Source organism: Nostoc sp. DedQUE02 (assembly GCF_034531035.1).
Classification (GTDB): Bacteria; Cyanobacteriota; Cyanobacteriia; order Cyanobacteriales; family Nostocaceae; genus Nostoc.
On record NZ_JAVRBY020000003.1, the window covers coordinates 109,268 to 129,809 of the forward strand.

The 20,542-nt window shown below is 42.0% G+C and carries 13 protein-coding genes; 4 read left to right on the forward strand and 9 right to left on the reverse strand.

Annotation, left to right across the window (positions count from 1 at the left end):
• The first annotated feature begins 720 nt into the window (after positions 1-720).
• Positions 721-2,040, forward strand: coding sequence for a hypothetical protein (locus tag RMX98_RS04495; RefSeq protein WP_322676689.1), 1,320 nt, complete (start codon positions 721-723; stop codon positions 2,038-2,040).
• Between the two features lie 109 nt (positions 2,041-2,149).
• On the opposite strand, the gene RMX98_RS04500 is transcribed toward RMX98_RS04495, so the two are convergent.
• From RMX98_RS04500 to rsmI, 4 genes are all read right to left on the reverse strand, one after another.
• A complete protein-coding gene (locus RMX98_RS04500) occupies positions 2,150-5,770 on the reverse strand; it encodes a response regulator (protein ID WP_322676690.1) in 3,621 nt (1,206 codons plus the stop codon).
• A gap of 871 nt (positions 5,771-6,641) precedes the next feature.
• Positions 6,642-7,553: a hypothetical protein gene (locus RMX98_RS04505; RefSeq protein WP_322676691.1), complete on the reverse strand. Its 912-nt coding sequence runs from the start codon at positions 7,551-7,553 to the stop codon at positions 6,642-6,644.
• A 58-nt stretch (positions 7,554-7,611) separates the two neighbouring features.
• Positions 7,612-7,890, reverse strand: a complete 279-nt coding sequence (locus tag RMX98_RS04510) for a GlsB/YeaQ/YmgE family stress response membrane protein (protein WP_289796500.1) — start codon at positions 7,888-7,890, stop codon at positions 7,612-7,614.
• Between the two features lie 481 nt (positions 7,891-8,371).
• Complete coding sequence (gene rsmI, locus RMX98_RS04515) at positions 8,372-9,232, reverse strand: 16S rRNA (cytidine(1402)-2'-O)-methyltransferase (RefSeq protein ID WP_322676692.1); 861 nt, start codon at positions 9,230-9,232, stop codon at positions 8,372-8,374.
• A 156-nt stretch (positions 9,233-9,388) separates the two neighbouring features.
• Between rsmI and RMX98_RS04520 the strand changes: the two genes are divergently transcribed.
• The 3 genes from RMX98_RS04520 (at position 9,389) to RMX98_RS04530 (ending at position 12,235) form a co-directional block, all read left to right on the forward strand.
• Positions 9,389-10,276: a sugar kinase gene (locus RMX98_RS04520; RefSeq protein ID WP_322676693.1), complete on the forward strand. Its 888-nt coding sequence runs from the start codon at positions 9,389-9,391 to the stop codon at positions 10,274-10,276.
• A 201-nt stretch (positions 10,277-10,477) separates the two neighbouring features.
• Positions 10,478-11,338, forward strand: a complete 861-nt coding sequence (locus tag RMX98_RS04525) for a 3'(2'),5'-bisphosphate nucleotidase CysQ (protein WP_322676694.1) — start codon at positions 10,478-10,480, stop codon at positions 11,336-11,338.
• A 579-nt stretch (positions 11,339-11,917) separates the two neighbouring features.
• Positions 11,918-12,235: an RNA-binding protein gene (locus tag RMX98_RS04530; RefSeq protein ID WP_322676695.1), complete on the forward strand. Its 318-nt coding sequence runs from the start codon at positions 11,918-11,920 to the stop codon at positions 12,233-12,235.
• A 235-nt stretch (positions 12,236-12,470) separates the two neighbouring features.
• Here the strand turns inward: RMX98_RS04530 and RMX98_RS04535 are convergent, their stop codons facing one another.
• The 5 genes from RMX98_RS04535 to RMX98_RS04555 all read right to left on the reverse strand — a co-directional run bounded on the left by RMX98_RS04535 (position 12,471) and on the right by RMX98_RS04555 (position 20,196).
• Entirely contained in the window at positions 12,471-12,860 is a 390-nt protein-coding gene (locus RMX98_RS04535; protein ID WP_322676696.1) for a response regulator, read from the reverse strand.
• Positions 12,861-12,957: 97 nt separating this feature from the next.
• On the reverse strand, positions 12,958-17,088 hold the full coding sequence (locus RMX98_RS04540) for a PAS domain S-box protein (RefSeq protein WP_322676697.1): 4,131 nt from the start codon (positions 17,086-17,088) through the stop codon (positions 12,958-12,960).
• A 13-nt stretch (positions 17,089-17,101) separates the two neighbouring features.
• Entirely contained in the window at positions 17,102-19,081 is a 1,980-nt protein-coding gene (locus RMX98_RS04545) for an ATP-binding protein (protein WP_322676698.1), read from the reverse strand.
• Positions 19,068-19,322 carry a hypothetical protein gene (locus tag RMX98_RS04550; protein WP_322676699.1) on the reverse strand — a complete coding sequence of 85 codons (255 nt, stop codon included), beginning with the start codon at positions 19,320-19,322 and terminating at the stop codon, positions 19,068-19,070. The genes RMX98_RS04545 and RMX98_RS04550 overlap by 14 nt, the downstream gene beginning before the upstream one ends.
• Positions 19,323-19,695: 373 nt before the next feature.
• Positions 19,696-20,196 (reverse strand): fatty acid hydroxylase, encoded by a 501-nt coding sequence (locus RMX98_RS04555; protein WP_322676700.1) that lies wholly within the window; start codon positions 20,194-20,196, stop codon positions 19,696-19,698.
• Positions 20,197-20,542 lie beyond the last annotated feature (346 nt).

The following is a 20,542-nucleotide window of genomic DNA, read 5'->3' on the forward strand; positions in this document are numbered from 1 at the left end:
ACGGCTAGTATCAACTGCATCTGCCCATAGTGAACTTAATCACTTAGTGGTTTTTCGTTGCGAGTCGCTAAGGCATCTACCGAGTAAATTTTGTTGTGTTCTTGCTCATCTTCCCAAAATTGGTTTTAAATACAGTTGGGTTTCAAAAAAACTATTGCGTCTTCTAGCTATTTGTGTAGTTTAGATAGCAATTTATAACTTTGGGTTGCTGATAGCAATATCTTCTGAGTATGATGTATTATGCGTCCGCTTTCCCAGGTTTTTAATTAACGCCTCACGTTGACGATCGTGAAGGTTTTCGCTGTTATATTAGTGTGTTAAGTGGCTTATTCGCTGCGTACTAGCGATCGCTAGTACGATCCCCGATGGCTAAATCTCACTCTTGGTTGCAAGCGTCATTCCCCAAACTTTACCCTAAATATCCCTTAACCAATAACTATTTTTGGTGTGGTAGGGTAGAGCAACATTGTATATCTGTGTAGTAATTACTGAGTTCTCAGCATATTTACTATACTCGCATATTTTTGCAAAAAAATATTCAGTACCTGAGTAAGAAAAGGTGTAGACAATGACACTTAATTTTTGTAAAACTCTGCAAACTTTGAAGAAATTATCTCGTCAAAGTTTTTAGTTTCTTGTTATACATATAACTACTGTCTGCCCATTGCTGTATAGGTATTGCTTCTCACATAGCAACCGCCCCCTCTAGAGAGTCTACAAATGCTTAAATCCCTTTTGCTGTCAGGATGGTTCCGCGCGAAACCATTTCTCAATTACGTTGTCGTTGTGATACTGATCGCCCCTGTGTTAGGGGCATCGGCTCACTCCAACCCAGTAAGATCCGAAGTAGCTAAACTAATTTCGAGAACTGGAGAATCTGACTCTGTATCAAAGGAAATAGCCATAGTTGGGGAACCTGAGATAGCTGAAACATTAAAAACAGATCAAATCAACTCGAAAACAGAAGAATTTGACTCTGTGCCAACACAAACTACTGCTGTTCAGGAACCGCAAGTATTACCAGCAGAAAAAACTGAGTCTTTACCTGAAATAGATAATTTTGAGTCAGACAGCGATTTAACTATTCCTGATTCTTTGGCAGCAGTTGAACTCGCACCATTAACAGATGCTTCTGTTAGTCAACTTAATTTAATCCGAAAACTCAAAGCTGCTCATGTCAAGTCTTTGAAGGAAGAAAATTCTCTCTCTAGAGAAAAGTCTTTTACTCGATCGTTGACAGCAACTCAAGTAGCACCAACTCTTAGAGAATCACAACCAACTACAACGACGGAAATACCTGTTGCAGAACCAGTTGATGAATCCCAAGCAGAACAAATAGACCCAATAGGTAGTCCTCATCCGATTCCTTGGAAATGGATTACAGCTACTCAAGAGGCAATTAGTTCTAATGGTGGTTCTGGAGTGCGTCATTATCGCAGCGTACCTGTGGTTTCTCCAGATGGTAAATATGCTGTTTATAGCCGGGTGCAACTAGAAGTAAAACCCGAAATGTACAACAGCCGTGTCACCAGCGTTCTGTTTGTTCAAGATATGCAAACTAAGAAATTGTGGGTGATGGCTTCAACTACTCCAGTTAGCGATCCTTTATTAAAGGTAAAGGCTGTAAAAGCGGAGTCTTCAGAAGAAACTGATACGAGCGGTAAAATTGGGGTATTAGTTCCAGTTAGCTGGTCGGAAAAAGGCGATCGCTTCTTAGCACGCAAGTTTGAAGGTATATTTAACACAGGTGATTCTACAGATAGTGCAGTGATTTGGGATCGGCAAAAAAATCACGCTAACACCGTTGCTCCTGCTGATAATCAAGAACAGCATGATAAAATTGCCGTCTTGTTAGGTTGGAGTAAAAGCCAACCGGATCATGTGCTGTTTCGTGCAGGCGAATTGGGTGAGGAAAACTGGCCATTAATGCAAGTTGCTAATGATGGTAAGACTATCACTACAACGGATGACGATCAGCCGATTACTTTTGGTAAAAAGGTTACAGAAATTTGGGCAGGCCCACAAGTTGCCTACCGATAGGTATAAAAATCTTATATACTCCCATTCTTGCTACTGGCAAGAATGGGATTTTTTATGTGATAAATATTTTTAGCATTCTAGTTGTATATACACCCTATTCCCTACTCCCTTACCGATACAGCCAAACCCGAAGCAGTGAAAGTAGTTGCTCTGTATCTACAGGTTTGGTGATGTAGTCAGAAGCTCCAGCTTCGATGCATTTTTCCTTATCCCCTGGCATGGCTTTGGCAGTTAAAGCAATGATTGGTAGTGAGCGAAACTGTTGTTGCTGGCGGATGGCGCGGGTAGTTTCATAACCATCCATTTCCGGCATCATAATATCCATCAAAACTATATTAATGTCAGGATTAGTTTGCAGTTTCTCTATGCCATCTCTACCATTTTCAGCAAACAACACTTGCATTTGATAGCTTTCTAAAAAGCTGGTCAGGGCAAAAATATTTCGCAGGTCATCATCTACAATCAAAATTTTCCGATTAGCCAGCACCGGATCGGTTTGATGTAGTTGCTCTAGTATTTGCCGCTTTGGTGGGGGCAAATTTGCTTGCACTCGATGCAAGAATAGGGCAGTTTCGTCTAATAACCGCTCTGGCGATCGCACATTTTTAATAATAATTGTCTCTGCTAGTCCCCGCAATTGGGTTTCTTCTTGTCGGCTGAGTTCTTTGCCCGTGTAGACGATGATTGGCAGTTTTAAAAGTCTGGGTTCAAGCTTTATCTGCTCAATTAGGGCAAACCCGCTCATATCGGGCAGACCGAGATCGAGTACCATACAATCAAAGTGATGCGATCGCAAAATCGAGAGGGCTTCTGCTCCCGTACCCACTGCTGTACTCTGAACATCGCCGTTACCAATCAGTTCGATAATACTTTGGGCTTGCACAGGGTCATCTTCGACAATCAGGAGATTTTTTACCTGACGTTCAATAAAACCTTTAATTTCAGTCAATACCTGAGTTAGCGCTTCTGGAGACACGGGTTTTTGTAGATAGGTAATTGCTCCTAGCTGTAATCCCCGTTGCTGTCTTTCATCTACAGAAAGTATGTGTACTGGTATATGTCTGGTATCTGGCTTATGCTTCAGACGATCCAACACCGTCCAACCATCCATTTCTGGCATGTGGATATCTAGCATAATTGCATTGGGCTTAAACTGTTCTGCTAGTGCTAAACCTTGTTTACTCTGTAAAGCAACAATGGTTTTAAAGCCCTGCTGACGCGCCATATCTAGTAATATACGGGCGAATTTATCGTCATCTTCGATAATTAGCAAAATGCGATCGCCCGGTTGAATTATTTCCCGGTCGTCTGGTATTTCGCTGGAAAAATTACTAAGTACTTTTGCGGGTTTATAGGTATCCAATAGCACGGTTTTACTTTCTAGCATCGGCACTTCTTTTATGGTCGATGCTGCGTGGATAGAGGTGGTTGGCTCATGAGGTGGGATGATATTTTGATCATTCTTTTCCTGTCGCCTGGGCAAGTAAAGGGTGAAGGTGCTTCCTTGTCCGGCTTGGCTAACTAGTTCAATTCTTCCTCCCAACAGTTGAGCCAATTCACGGCTGATGGACAAGCCCAAGCCAGTCCCACCGTACTTGCGGCTGGTGGTGCCATCTGCCTGCTGAAATGCCTCGAAAATAATCTTTTGCTTTTCGGCTGGAATGCCTATACCTGTATCGCTGACAGCAAAAGCAATCATGAGATTATCAGCTTGGGCTATTTGTAACTTCACGCCTCCCTTTTCTGTAAACTTAAAGGCGTTGGCTAGAAGATTTTTCAGCACTTGTTGCAGGCGTTTAGAGTCGTTATAAATTGTCGGGGGTAACTTCTCATCCAGTTCTATAGTAAAACTGAGTTCTTTATTGTGGGCAACTTGCCGGAAAGTTTGCTCTAAAGATGTCTCCAAATCAGTAAAAGCAATCTGCTCAATATCGAGCGACATAGTACCCGACTCAATTTTTGCCAAATCTAGAATGTCATTGATTAACTCCAGCAAATCAGTTCCAGCCGAGTAAATAGTCCGGCTGTATTCTACTTGTTTCTCGGTCAAGTTGTTTAGAGAGTTATCTGCTAACAGCCTTGCTAAAATTAACAGGCTATTTAGTGGTGTCCGCAACTCGTGGGACATATTCGCGAGAAATTCTGACTTATATTTGGAAGACAACGCCAGTTGTTCAGCTTTTTCTTCCAAAGACTTCCTTGCCCGCTCAACTTCTTGGTTCTTACGGGCCACTTCCCGATTTTGAACTTCTAACAATTCTGCCTTTTCTTCTAGCTCTTCATTTAATTGTTGTAATTCTTCGTTAGACTGCTTGATAAGAAATTGTGATTCTTCTAACTCGTGTGCCTGTTCTTCTAAGCGTTGATTGCTTTGCTGTAGTTCTTCTTGCTGGGTTTGCAGTTCTTCTGTTAAAGCAATAGACTCTTCGAGTAGTTGCTGGGTTTGCAATTGTGAGGCGATGTTATTTAAAAATACACCCAGATTTTCACTCAATTGCTCTAAAAATGTCAGGTGCAAGTGGTTAAAAGGCCCAAAGGAGGCAAGTTCAATTACGGCATTTACTTGCCCCTCAAATAGTATAGGTAAGACAATAATATTTAGCGGTGGTGCTTCTCCCAAGCCAGAATTGATACGGATATAGTCACTAGGAACTTCCGTGAGCAGGATTCTTTGTTTTTCGAGGGCGCATTGTCCTACTAGTCCCTCACCCAAATGAAACTGATTTGCCAAGTTTTTACGTTCTTTGTAAGCATAACTACTCAACAACTTCAGTATAGGCTGGTCGTCTATTGAGTCCATAAAATAAAAAACGCCCTGTGATGCTCCAACCAAAGGTGCTAAATTCGATAAGATCATCCGAGACACGTTTTCCAGATTTCGCTGTCCTTGCAGCATCTGGGTAAATTCAGCTAAGTTAGACTTTAGCCAATTTTGCTCGTCATTTTTTTGAGTTGTGTTTCGTAAGTTAACGATCATCTGGTTGAAAGTGCGCGTCAACACACCAATTTCATCCTGGCGATCGCTATCTGGTAAACTTACCGATAAATCCCCATCCGCCATTTTTTCTGCTAAATCAGAAACTTGCTTTAGCGGTGCTGAGATATGTCTGGTCAGGGTGAATCCAATCAAAGCTAAGAGCAAAGAAAATAAGGGAATACTATAGACAATGCTGGCGAGCGTTTGCTGACCAGCTGCTTGCGCCTTATCGGAGCGCTGTTTCAGCAGTGCATTCTCTTCATTTTTCATCGCCTGGATAACTTTCTGGATATTATCCATCAGTTGCTTACCCTGGTCTGTCAGAACAGCTTTTTGAGAAGCTTCTAAGCCCTGGCTTTGCCGTAGCTCTATGACATCTTTCATTACAGCCATTCTCTCGGTTAGTAGTGGCTGCAAAATATCAAGCCGATTTTGTTGGTTGGGGTTATCTGCCGTTAACCTTTGAATTTCCCTAACTTTTTGATTTATTACTTGAATAGCAGCGTTATAAGGTTCTAAATAGCGCTCTTCTCCAGTGATAATGTAACCGCGTTGTCCTGTCTCAGCATTTGTCAGTTGCAAGTTGAGGTCTTCAAGCTGACTTAACACCTGGTAAGTATGACTTTCTTTGCGCGAAGTTTCAATGAGAGTATTGGTACTTTGGTAAGAGATTAGACCAATGGCGGTCAGAGTTGCCAAACTTAAGGCAAAACTTATTCCAATCTTGGTTCCAATCTTCAGACGGTTCAACATTATTCCAGGCAGCTATTCAAATTATTTTTGTTTTTGAGACTATTCTGATTATGTTTTCACTATCCTAAATTTATTTTGGATATGTTCGCGTGAGATATATCTAGTTTTTTGCACAGTAAACTTCATTATTTGCATTCTAGTATCTTTACTGATTTCACATGATTTTAAATAAGTATAGGAATTCGCTTTGATTTCTGTTCGCGTAGCTTGGCGTAGCCATACTGATTTAGGTTGTCAGGCAATAGGCAATAGGTAACAGGAAAGAAGGCTTCTTAGTTGTACTGAGTTTTTTCAAAAATCAAATATGAGTCCTATATCCTATATATATAACCTCTTACTTTTACACTCTTATAATTTAATTAATAATAAATAGATAGTATAACTTATTTCCAAATAAGTAACCACATTGTTTTTGCGATTAAATCTCGTGGTGGAGAATTAAACATTTGTTTTTGGTTTATAAATTTAGCATCAGACTTTACTAAAAAAATGTTGCTTTTTACGAGTGCGGTAATTGAGCTAGCAAGGCTCTTTGTTATAAACATTAAACAACTTTGCGGCTAGATAGTAAAATCAAGCAGCCTGATAGTTAAAATTAAGTTTATTAAAACGAAATTTCTAGAAAAGCTAAATATTATAGTGGCTTTTAGGTTGGAGATGACATCAATGCCATTGTACATCAATATACAAATCAACCGTCAGCTTGGCGAGCGCAAGCAGTATTCTGGTAGAAAGTTAAGCTTTTAAAAGGCAATATATACTCATCACAGAATGTAATTTATCAGACAAGCATATTACTTGTTCGATAAATTTCACAAATATGCACAATTATGGTATTTAGTCAAGCATCATATATGAAGTTGATGCTTGACTATAAATTTGTAATAGCCTGGCGATCGTTTCTAGTGGTATCAAGTTCAGATTGGCTATAGATACTAAAATCTTGGATCTTGTTACTCTCTAAAATAGCTCTTGCACCTGCTACATAAATATCAGTGCTTTTTAAGACTATGAGGTAATGATCAAGATTCAGATGATGCTCATAATATTTAGCTAAATCATCAGAAATTCCTAAATTAGTGTATTTATCTGGGGAACTACTAATATTTACCTCAGAAATACTATTTAGGTTAGTTGTATTTTTAGCAACTATTGAAACTTGATTCATCGGAAAGCCAGCCGTTCTCAGTTCAGTAAGGGCTTTTTCTGCATTTTGGCGCGTATAAAAAACACCAAGTGCATGTTTATAACGACTATTTGGGGTCAAATATGGCTCATAAACAGCCCATTGTTGGATATCACGGCGATTAAAAACCCTCTTAGCAAGGCGGATTTCTATATCTATACCGGTTACGATCACCAAATAGTAACCTTTAGAGACAAGATCGCTATAACCCTGTGCGGGCTTTTCAGAAATTCCTAAATTTAGGAACAAAGCAGGCAAACCACCTGCTAAAGTAGTAGCGATCGCAGTTACTTCTGCTCCAGCTAAAACGACTGGGCCTATAGCAGGAATTACCAAGAGGACTAAACCAGCCAATAAGGAAGTAAGACCACCTAAAGTACTACCAGTAAAGGCTCCAGCAGCATCTTCTGAAGATGTATTGCCAGTGTATTCTTTAATTGCAACACCAGCAATATCACTTTGTTTTTCTGTATTCCGTGCAATAACAGAAACTTTGTGCATTGGAAAATTAGAAGCTTTTAGTTCCTGAAGAACCAATTGTGCATCGGAATACCCAGCGAAAACTCCTATAGTTCTTCGCTCTTTTTCTAATGTCATTTTCTCGGCTTATTGCAGCTAGAAGTGATTCCCAAAACTGTTAGTTAATTGGAGCAAATTATACAGCTCGACGAGTCAGTAAACCCCAAAGGAAAATCAAGATCATAGCACCAATAACAGCAAATAAAATGCTTCCTAGTGATAAAGCACCTACAGATGCGGCGGCTGCTGAACTACTCCCTAGCAATACTTGACCTAAGTAACCCCCAAACACTGCTCCAAGGATTCCTAATATAATTGTGGATATAATACCGCCACCTTGGGTTCCGGGATAAAATAACTTAGCTAACGCACCTGCAATTAAACCCAAAACCAGCCAAGCAATAATGTTAGTCATACAATTTCTGCCTCTTTGAAAATCTGCTTTGTTTGCTTTTGACTATTTCATATTAAAGTTTGCCTCCAAATTTTCTGATCTATCTAGAGAACTAATATCAAAAATCTTTAGATATCATTTGAATATTCACTAGTTACTCTTCCAGAATAAATATACAAATTAGTAACATTTTCTACATTAGGCATCCTGCAAAAGTCCTCTAACACCCCTCCCTGCTTGCGGGTAGCGGAAACTATGAAGAAAGCCAAAGGCGGGGTGCAATACTGCTCGGATTTTGCATTTTTAACTCGGAATTGGGTTTGGGGAAAAGTTTAAAGGGTAAAGGTTAAAGGTTTTTTCTTTCCCCTTTTCCCTAAAACCCGACAAGTATTGAGGCGGTGTAGGGTTCTTTTTTTGATTTACGCAAGAAGTCTATTGAAGTATTTACAGAAGGTAAATAGATATTTGAATTTTTGATTTTCAAAAAAGCGATATCAGCCGTTTAAGACTCAGAACTCAGGACTATAGAAAGAGCGAGTTGATAGAGTTGGCGGCGGGGAAGAGAGGTAAATTTTGCTAACTGACGGCTAGCTTGCGATCGCGATATTCCCTGATTAATTAACTGTTTCAACTCGGCTTTCAACTCCTCCTCTGTCAGTTGGGGTTGAGTGGCTGTAATTCCCGCTACTACTAATGTATATTCACCTTGGGGTTCCCGTTGGCTGTAGTGAGCGATCGCTTCGGCAATTGTCCCCCGCCAAAATTCCTCATACAATTTAGTTAACTCTCGCGCCAGCACAATTTGGCGATCGCTTCCCCAAACTTCTGCTAAATCTTGTAAAGTATCTCGCAACCGATGAGGCGATTCGTAGAAAATCAATGTGCGAGATTCTGTTTGCAGAGATTCTAAATGTTCTTGTCTGTGTTGAGTTTTCGCTGGGAGAAAGCCTTCAAAGACAAACCGATCTGTTGGTAATCCAGCTGCACTCAAAGCGGTAATTGCTGCACTAGCGCCAGGAATAGGAACTACTGGAATTCCCGCCTCAATGCAGGCTTTCACCAGTTCATATCCCGGATCAGAAATACCTGGCATTCCAGCATCACTCACAAGAGCGATCGCTTTATTGTTAACTAAATGATCTAATAATTCTGGGATGCGGCTGGTACGATTGTGTTCGTGGTAACTCACTTGAGGTGTTTTCACTTGAAAATGCTGTAGCAGTTTCCCTGTATGACGGGTGTCTTCCGCAGCAATGATATCCACAGTTTGCAAAATTCGCACCGCCCGAAAGGTGATATCTTCCAAGTTGCCAATTGGTGTGCCGACAACGTAAAGTGTTCCTGGTTTTGGATCAGTTTGCATGAGCAAGAGTTAAAAATAATAATTTATGCACCTATACGAACATATAGCAATCCGATTTGATTTCTGAATCACTCGTAGAGGTAAGGGACTGGGGACTGGGAAGAAGGAATAAAGGTGTACTGAGTTTTGTTCAAAAATCAAATATGAGTCCTATATATGACAAATGGATCATCCAAAATTCAAAATCCAAAATCGGCAAGTGGTTTATTTGTCGGTTTAGTAACCTTAGATTTGATCTACCTTGCTGACTCTGCCCCAAATAATAATCAGAAGATTGTCGCTACTGACTATACTGTAGCGGCAGGGGGGCCAGCAACAAACGCGGCTGTAACTTTCAATTATTTAGGAAATCAAGCTACAGTTTTAGGTGTAGTGGGTTCTCATCCAATGACGCAGCTAATTCGAGGTGATTTGGCAAATTACAAAGTTGCGATCGCAGACCTTGAGCCTACCACTGATTTAGCACCACCTGTCTCCTCAATTATTGTCACTCAAACCACGGGTGAACGAGCTGTGATTTCTATCAATGCTGTCAAAACTCAAGCCAGCAGCGCATCTATCCCAGCAGATATTTTGCAAAATGTCAATATAGTTCTGATTGATGGACATCAAATGACAGTTAGTTATTCCATAGTCCAAATGGCTAAAATCAAGAATATTCCAGTAGTAATTGATGGTGGTAGTTGGAAGCCTGGATTTGAGCAAATTCTGCCGTTTGTAGATTATGCTATCTGTTCAGCTAATTTTTATCCCCCCAACTGCCAGACTGGAGAAGATGTTTTTGCATATCTGAACGGATTTAAGATTCCTCACATCGCCATTAGTCACGGACAAAAACCAATTGAATACTTGAGTCGCACTAAAACTGGTATCGTAGATGTGCCGCAGATTCAAGCGGTTGATACATTAGGGGCTGGAGATATTTTTCACGGTGCTTTCTGTGATTACATTTTAAAGGAAAGTTTTACTGATGCACTGGCACTGGCAGCTAATATTGCTGCTGATTCCTGTAAATTTTTTGGTACGCGGTGCTGGATGGATTAAAACTAAGGGCGCACCGCTCAGTTTATATCTTTTTACTAAGTAAGCCGACGGAAATAAATATAACTATATTAAGAAGGGTAAAGGGTAAGGGGTAAAGGGAAAATGGAAAAACTTTTCCCCTTTAACCTTTTTCCTTTCCCCATACAAAACTTTACATAGTTCGGTTTAATTGCGTCTACTTACTTAGATCGGGTCAAATTAATGAAAGACTTACAAGAAATATTAGCGCTCGCTCGTGAGATCGGTTGGGGTGCAGCAAATATACTGCGATCGTATTACCACGGCACTGCAAAAGACTCGAACTTAGAAGTACAATATAAAGAAAATGAGCCTGTCACCGTTGCCGATGTAGCCGTGAGTCAATACATTTTGCAGAGACTACAAGCAAATTTGGGTAACGAAGATTTTGCTTACATTAGTGAAGAAACTTACCAATTGCCAAGTAGTGATGCAAAGCCTTTCGCCCCTTGGATATGGATCATTGACCCTTTGGATGGTACACGAGACTTTATCAAAAAAACTGGGGACTATGCAGTTCACATTGCTTTAGTTAAGGAAACACGCCCAGTATTAGCAGTGGTGGTAGTACCAGAAGCTCAAAAGTTATATTATGCTACCAAAGGTGGCGGGACATTTGTGGAAACCTGCGATCGCTCTGTTCCTATACAAGTGTCATCTGGTAAACAACTGGAGGATTTCACTTTAGTCGTTAGTCGCTCTCACCGCAACCAACGGTTAGATTACTTGTTGCAAAACTTACCCTGTCAAAATCAGAAAAGTGTGGGTAGTGTCGGCTGCAAAATCGCCACTATTGTCGAGCAACAGGCAGATATCTACATTTCTCTTTCCGGCAAGTCTGCGCCTAAAGATTGGGATATAGCAGCCCCGGAACTTATTTTAACAGAAGCCGGTGGTAAATTTACCCACTTTGATGGTACTCCGTTGCAGTACAACACTGGTGATATTAATCAATGGGGAGGTTTACTGGCTAGTAACGGTGAATATCACGAAGTGCTGTGTAAGGAAGCAGAAAGAATATTGGTGCAGTTTGATCTAATGTAGAGACATATTAGTGCTACGTCTCTAAAAGGGGCGTTGCTGATTCCATGTATGAAAACGATTTTGCATAATACCAAAATCCTTGTAGAGACGTAGCAGTGCTACGTCTCTACATCTAGATTCATACTTCAATTCAGCAACGCCCTAAAAGGATTATGAATAACGCATATTTAATTTCACCACAAATGAGATATTTGAATATTAAGATTTTTTAATTTGTTTTAAAAATAAATATTTATGGTATATTACCAAGACTACCGATAATGAGATTTTACCCCTTAAGTTCACAGCTTAATTTTCAAAACACTAAATACCTGGGCGATCGCAAGTTAATATCGAATTTTCTGTTAAAAGTGTAACTTGTATATTACAAGCAACAAAAGCCTATGGTTGAAAGGTTTGTAAACCAGACCTGATAGTTTTATTTATGAATAAAATTCACTATAAGACGATATTCAAAGACTGGAGGCTGTGTTACACTCATGGACATAAAGATTATTTTCGGCTGAGTAACTCGTTTTGATTTCTAAAAACCGTCTCTCCGAATTTAACTCTCTACACTCCCTGAATTCGGAGATTTCTATGTCAATTTACGTCGGAAACCTGTCCTATCAGGTTACAGAGGATGACCTCAAACAGGCTTTTGCAGAATACGGAACAGTAAATCGTGTTCAACTACCCACAGATCGGGAAACAGGCCGACCGCGTGGGTTCGCTTTTGTGGAAATGGAATCAGACACCCAAGAACAAGCTGCCATTGATGCACTTGATGGTGCTGAGTGGATGGGACGTGATTTGAAAGTGAACAAAGCTAAACCTCGTGAGGAAAGAAGCAACTCCTCTCGTGGTAGCTGGGGTGGCGGTAATAATCCCCGCCGCAACAACAATAATCGCTACTAAGTCGATTCCTGAAAATTTAATTTCACATTTAGAGTCTCCAGCAGATTAAGCCAAAGGTTCCAGTCTGCTGGAATATTTTATTTTCAATTTAGCCTTGAGATGTGTCCGGTTCTTGAATTGAAAGTCGAAATAGGGTGATATTCAGAAGCAAGCTACGCCCATTGCGGATGAATTAGCATTACCAAGTACTGCGATCGCCTATGGTAAATTGCAGGCGATCGCAGGTGGTAAACATTCATAATTTTCCTGAAAAACCCAGCACCTGTATTGATTTTTCAAGTACTTCTTTGGGGCGAAATGGTTTAGTTAAATATAAGTCTGCACCAACCTCAATTCCTTTTTGTTTATCAAATTCTTGTCCCTTAGCTGTCAAGATCACAATATAGACATCAGTCATTTGCAGGTCGTGTTTTACAATATGGCAGACTTGCAGACCATTCATTTTCGGCATCATCACATCCAGAAAAACCAAACCTGGTTTTTCTGTTTTAATAGTTTCGAGAGCTTCTTCTCCATTTCTAGCAGTTATAAGTTCAACACCCTCATCTTCTAAAGCTTCTAAGGCTTGTTCCATTAAAATTAAGATATTGGGTTCATCGTCAACAATTAGAATTTTTTGAGTCATAGGAATTGGGGATTGGGAATTGGGAATTAGGGATTGGGGATTAGGGATTGGAGATTAGAAGAATTCCTTCCCAGTCCCCAGCCACCAGCCACAGTGATTACTGTTCGGACAGCATAATAAAAAATACATTTTCTAACTCCTTCTCAAACCGGAGGGTTTTCACCAAATCGGCTTCTTGAGAGAAGATAGAATCAATGATAATCATGTCAGGTTTGGCTGACAGAGCTTTATAAATGCATTCTTGCGGATCGGAGGCTTCAATCACGCTGTATCCTTGAGTTTGCAGTACATCTGATAGGGTTTTTAAGGCTGATGCATTTTTATCTACAACCAAAACCTTTTTATTAGAAATGCCTTGGTAAAGTAATGAGCCAATTTCATTGAGGAGTTTTTCTGTATCAATGGGCTTAGTGAGATAGCGATCAATGCCAATGTGGTAGCCCCGTTCTTTGTTTTCAATAATTGACAGAATAATGATCGGAATGTCTGCGGTGTGGGGATCATTTTTGAGGACGGCTGCCACATCGAAACCGTTGATTTGGGGCATCATTACGTCCAAGAGAATCAGATCGGGACGCGCTACTTTAATTTGATGAATTGCATCCATGCCGTCTTTCCCTTCGCGAACATTGTAGCCCTCATTTTCCAGTTGTTGACGCAGCAGTTCCCGAATGTTAGCGTCATCATCTACAACCAAAATGGTTTTACGGTTTTGGTTTAGCACAGCGTTTTTGGTGATGACGTGTTCTTTGAGTTGTTTGACTAGCGTATCCAAATTCAGATTAGCATTGGTTTTTTGATCGCTGGCGTAGGTGGGAATGATGAATGAGAATACGCTGCCATTACCTGGTTCACTTTCAACCCAGATTCTACCACCGTGATGATCGACGATTTGTTTACAGATTGGCAGTCCTAACCCTGTGCCTTTGGGTTTGTCGGTGAGGGTGTCGCCAACTTGGCGGAATTTCTCGAATACTTTCGGCTGGTCTTCAGGTGCAATACCAATGCCTGTATCGATGACGCTGATACAAACACCGTCGTTTTCTTGTTTGACGCGACAGGTGACACAACCAGATTCGGTAAACTTAACGGCATTGGAAATTAGATTGATTAAAACTTGTAGCAGACGGTTGCGATCGCCTATTATCTGAGGCAGTCCCGGTTCAATCTCGCACACCAACTGCAAGCCATTGGTTTCAAACAACCCGGCGGTAGAATTGCTTGCCCAATCGAGTAATTCGCTGGGATCAATCGGCTGCATCTGCCATTCCACCTTACCTGCTTCCATCTTGGCGATGTCCAAAACATCGTTAATCAAAGACGTGAGCCGTTCTGCTTCCGACACAATAATATTGAGATTGTCAGCCACCCGCTTAATCGTTTTCTGAAGCTTGCGGTCTTCGGTAGAAAGCATTGGGAACACATCGGTTTGCAGCTTTTCTTGAATGATCGACGCAAAACCGAGGACAGAAGTCAGTGGTGTCCGCAGCTCGTGAGAAACTGTTGAGATGAAGTCCGTCTTCATCTGGTCAATTTCTTTTTCTGCCGTCACATCCCGAATTAGCAGCGCCGAACCGAAGCAGGCGGCGGGTTCTTTTTCTGTCGTCTTCTTGAAAATGGCGGTTGCCACTGCCTGACCAATGCGTTCCTTGGTCAGTGCAACTTCGGCAGAGAACACCTCTTTAGGATGGGACTGAGTTCGTGTAACCAGCTCCGTTAAACCAGATATCGGCAATTCTCGGTAGTGACCATTGAGGGCGGTAGCTGTCAATCCATACATACTTAAAAAAGCAGGATTGAAGTGGGTGATTTGTCCGGTGATATCTGTCACCAACAAACCATCTGCTAAATTATCTAAAATGGCATTTAACCCCTGCGCTTCTGCTAGGGTATTTTGTAGGGCAGCCGTCCGCTCTATAACTCTAGCTTCCAATTCTTGATTCAGTTGCCGTAGAGAGGTTTCTGCTTGTTTACGGGCAGTGATATCGGTATTGATTTCCAGCACCGCGCAGGGCTGACCGTCGATATTCCGTTGCAGAGTCCATCGGCTTTGGACGGTAATCAGTTTGCCATCATGGGTAAGATGTTGTACTTCTCCTTCCCAATTACCTTGCTCTAATAACTCTGCGATGATTTCTTCTTTTGGTTTTGGAAAGGTTTTTTTGAGAAATGCCTGAATGCATTGGCCTTTCACTTCCTCACGTGTCCAACCGTAGAGCCTTTCCGCACCCTGATTCCAGTGAGAGATTTTGTCGCTCATATCGCGGACGATAATGGCATCGCTGGAATGATTTAACATATCCAACAAACGTTGATTTTCCGCTTCTGCCTGCTTGCGATCGTGAATATCAGTGCAAGCGCCAATCCATTCCCGAATACTGCCGTCTTCTTCCAGGACGGGGGCACCACAGACAGAGAAGTAGCGGTATGTGCCATCCTTGCCACGCAGCCGATATTCGGTTTGGTAGATACCTCGGTTTGCCACAGCAGCATTCCAAGCTTCTGTGGAACTGGCACAGTCATCGGGGTGAATCGGATTGAGCCAGCCCCAACCCTCAACTTCAGTTTCGCTCTGCCCCGTATAGTCCATCCAGGTAAGCATTTCTCTGCTGATTCCCAGTCCTTCCGGGGTAGCTCCCCAGATGATCTGTGAAGTAGCAGTTACTAAGGAGCGATATCGTTCTTTAAGACGCTGATTTTCGGCTTCTGCCAATTTGCGATCGTGGATATCGGTACAGGTACCAATCCATTCTCGGACGCTGCCATCGGCTTCTAGGATGGGAGTGCCACAGACAGAGAAGTAGCGGTATGTGCCATCCTTACCACACAGCCGATATTCGGTTTGAAAGAGACTCTGATTTGCCACAGCATTACTCCAGGCAAGGGCTGTGCGGGTACGGTCATCGGGGAAAATCGGATCGAGCCAGCCCAAATCCAGGATTTCATCTGCACTCTGACCTGTGTACGCTAACCAGGTAGACATTTCACTACTCACCGCCAGTCCTTCAGGGGTAGTCACCCAGACAATTTGTGAACTGGCAGTCACCAAAGAACGAAACCGTTCTTCGCTCTGTTGCAAAGTTTGTTCTGCTAGCTTGCGATCGTGAATATCGGTGCAGGTGCCAATCCACTCGCGGATGCTGCCATCTGCTTCCAAAACAGGAGCTGCATTGCCAAAAAAGTAGCGATAAGTGCCGTCTTTGGCACGAATCCGATATTCAAGTTGATAAAGACTCCGGTTTGCCACAGCAGCACTCCAAACTTCAGCACTGTAGGCACGGTCTTCGGGATGCATGACATCTAACCAGCCCCAGCCCATCATTTCGGCTGCACTCTGACCTGTATATGCCTCCCAACCAGCTATTTCAGAGTTCACCATTCCTTCCGGCGATGCCGTCCAGACCATTTGTGAACTGGCAGTTACTAAAGAGCGATACCGTTGTTCAAGATACTGCTTTTCGGTTTCTGCCAGCTTGCGATCGTGAATATCGGTGCAGGTGCCAATCCACTCCCGGACGCTGCCATCTTCTTCTATAACGGGCGCGCCCCAGACCCAAAAGTAGCGATAGTTGCCATCCTTGCCACGAATTCGGTATTCAATTTGATACATACTCAGGTTTGCCACTGCAGCACTCCAGACTTCTCCGGTATAGGCGCGATCATCGGGATGAACGGCATCAATCCAGCCCCCATTTTCCGCTTCAGCTAGACTTTGGCCTGTATAGGCTATCCAGCTTGCCAGTTCAAAGCAAATTCCCTCTGGTGTGCTTACCCAGACAATTTGTGTATTAGCTGTTACCAAAGAACGATATCGGGCTTCACTCTGTTTCAGTATTTGTTCGGTATCTTGGCGTTCCTGCTGGACGCGTCGAAGGTAACTGATGTCCTCTACACTACACCAGATCAGTCGCTCTCCATCTTTCTCAATCATCTGCCCAGAAATCCTCACCGGAACCAGATGCCCGTCTTTGTGGATGTACTCCTTCTCATAAGGCCCATAGCGACCAGTTCGTTCTAAGTCTTCTAGACTAGATTGCTCTGTAGCAGCATATTTTTCTGGGGTGATCTGCCAGTAGGCGAGATTCAGGGTTTCTGAAACTGTACGCCCTAAAATGTCAGCATAGGCGGGGTTGATGTTAATTAGCGTCCCATCTTTTCGGCATAGTGCTAGCCCAACAGGGCATTGTTCAAATAGGTAATTGTTGTATTCATCAAGTTGGTTAAACATGGTTGAGGTTTATTTAGCGGCGTATTTGGGTAGGGTTAGAACAACAGAACCAAGACAACAAAGTGGCGTAAAGCTTTAATGAAATTGGGTGGTGTTGAAACATCTGATAAAGTTGATCGGGTGATGCAGTTTCCACATCTGGACTGTGCTGTGAAAGTCGCTCGATCAGTTGAGTGTGCCGGATCAGCAAATCCGTCGGTTTTAGTATTGGAGTTGTTGATGGAATGAAGCCGTCGCTATCGGCTGTGGGGGATAATTTTACTGGGGGAATTGGCGAGACAGAGGTGTTATTTTCTTCTTCAGTAGCGTCTAACAATGCACAATTTATCGGAATCTGAATCCAGAATTCTGTCCCCTCACCCGGTTTAGAACGACACTTGAGCATTCCCCCATGTCTGTCTACAACAATTTGGTAGCTGATTGCCATACCTAACCCGGTTCCCTTACCAATATCTTTCGTGGTGAAAAAGGGATCGTAAATGCGGCGAATTACTTCCTCCTTCATACCTGGGCCGTTGTCGGCAATGCGAATTACAACCCATTGGTGGTCAATGGCTATGGTACGAATAGTGATTTGGGGATTGGGAGTTGGAGATTGAGGATTATTTTTGAGTTTCCAATTTTCCATGCTTTCTTCCAAAGCATCAATGGCATTTGCCAGGATATTCATAAACACCTGATTTAATTGTCCGGGATAGCATTCAATCAGAGGAAGTGTTGCATAGTCTTTAACAATTTCAATTGCCGGACGATGAACATCTGCTTTCAGGCGATGGTGGAGAATCATTAAGGTTCCATCGATGCCATCGTGGATGTTGACGGCTTTCATTTCAGCTTCATCATGGCGGGAGAAGTTTTTCAGGGATTGGACAATTTCGACGATGCGACCTGTGCCCAGTTTCATCGAATCTAGCAGTTTGGGAAAATCCTGGATGATAAATTCCAGGTCTATATTGTCTAACTCTGATTCCAGTTCTGGAGGAGCAACAGGTAGAAATTCTTGATACTTTTGCAACAGGTGTAACAAGTCTTTAGTGTATTCGGCAACATACTTTAAATTGCCGCAAATAAAATTAACTGGGTTGTTGATTTCGTGGGCAACTCCAGCAATAAGTTGTCCGAGACTGGACATTTTTTCGCTTTGGATTAACTGAGTTTGAGCTAATTGCAACTCATGGAGAGCTTGCTGAAGCTTCTGTGTTTGGGCTTTTGCCTGGAGAGCTACTTGAGTGCTTTGTTCGTAAAGCACAGCTTTGTCAATGGCGATCGCAGTTTGAGAGGCAAAGATACTCACAAGTTTCAGGTGTTCAGACTTGTAGCAGTCGGTTTTTTGCGTACCAATGGCGATCGCTCCCAGTACCCGCTCTTTGGCTCGCAACGGTACACAAATCATTGCACTAACGTGTTTTTGTCCCTCTAATCGAGGATCGGTTTGCACATCATTAACCAGTTCCGCCCGGTTAGATTGCACAATGCTGCCAATAATTCCCTTCCCCGGTTCCGGCTGACTGTGGTCAAAAAACAATCCAAATTCTGCAATTATCTCAAACGCAGTTGCATCTGGACTCAAAAGCAAAATCATCCCCGCAGATGATTCAATCAATTGACTCAATTCCTGAAGCACAAGTTGGCCAATTTGTCGCGTGTCCAAGCTTGTTGTGAGTTGAGTTGAGATATCCTCAAACAAATCAATTTCCTGGTATCGCTCCAGCAATTCTTTTGCAAGTTCTTTCTTCTCAACTTCCTGCTTTGCTAGAAACGAGAGCAAAGTTGCTAGTAGAGTTGCCTGTTCGCCCCCAACAACCCAACCGATGATTTCTCCTGACACCTCGATTGGATATCGGTTTTCCGTAGTTTGCTCCCCAATGCTAATTAGTTTCGTGCCGTCTACCAGTTCAATATCAATGGCAATGTTGAACTGGTAGACTAAGTTATGAAGGATAGATGGCAACTCTTTTTTGTTGAGAATCTTTCTCAAGCTAACTGCGGACATGAAACACCTCATCTAGAGCAATTTGTAAATTGACCGCATTCAAGCCAAATGAGTTATTAATTTTATTAAAAAAGGCAGGAGAAAAACTGCTCAAGGCTTGCAGGCTCGCTAACGCTGTGCTATTTGCCTCCTGCCTCCTGTCTGCTTCACTATAGTTATCGGTGTCCCTTCCCTGCGGGAGGCTCCGCGAACGGATAAGCAAGCTACGCCCAGCATCTCCAGAAAAGAGAGGAATTGTCATAGAAATCTAGCGATATAATAATTTACTAATTAGGACTAGTTTTCCCAAAAACATTAACGATATAACAACGAAGTTGAACGGGAGCAAATACCCTTAAACTCCCTGCCAAAGCCATTATTCTGTCTTTTTAACTCGCTTACTATTTGCTCGGTTCTAGAAAAACTATAAATAAATATTTACTGATTAGAGAAAGGTATAGACTTAAGTCTATGGGTTATTGATATCTCTTGGTTTACTACTCAGCAATTGGGAATCAGCACTTCGACAAGCTCAGTGTAAAACTGAAATGATCTTATTTGGTGTAGAAAAAGAAGCTGCGATCGCAGCTTCTTTTTGGACTTTTAAAAAGTATTTCGTTCAGCAGTAGCTTCAGTTAGATCCGAGAGTAGCGAAAACGAAGTCTAAGCAGTCGAAGCCAGCGTAACCATATTTGTGCAGGTAGTTCGAAGAAAGTGAAAATATCACCAAAGCCTAAATTAGTTCTGTGATGATGTAACCAGTGTCTCTCAGGAGTAGTAATAAATAGAATTTGGCATAAAATATTTACAGGCTTTGGAGTTTGCCAACCTAATACACTTATGTGTCTCCACCATACATGAAACTGACCAAGCAATAATCCAGAGATCACGCCAATGGGAGAGAAAGACCACAAGACTACTGCTATGAGTACATAAGGCAAAGCTCCCAAGATACCATCTAAAAGAACCTGGGGATTAAAAGTTAAAATAGCGTAGTGGCGGAAGTCTTTCTTCCAGGAGTGGTGCGTTTTTAAATGAAGGCTACCGAAAACGTGCTCGGGTACATGGTAAAAGAATGTAGATAGAAAATCGCCAATCAACAGTAATAACCAAGCAACAGCGATAGCCTCAAGCATTTGTACTCCTCAAGAATAGTTAAAAAAACTCCACAGAAAATATGATGCAAATGTCGTACTGTCAGCGCAGACAGCTAGTTTTTTGCTATGTAAGCAGCATCTGTGCGTCTTATGTGTCTACGCTCCAGTTAATTTGGCTCATATATGTAATTGGATTAGTTGCAATTTCATCAATCTCCCATCCTTAATGCAGTAAACAGCAACTCCTAAAAACCTCCAATTTGATTTCTAGCTTTGGGTTATTGCTAATAATACATCTTAAACCCGATGTAGATACAGTACTTTACCACAGTTACTACACAATCTTCTTACCTAAGGCATACAGCATAAGCAAAGGTTGAGTTAA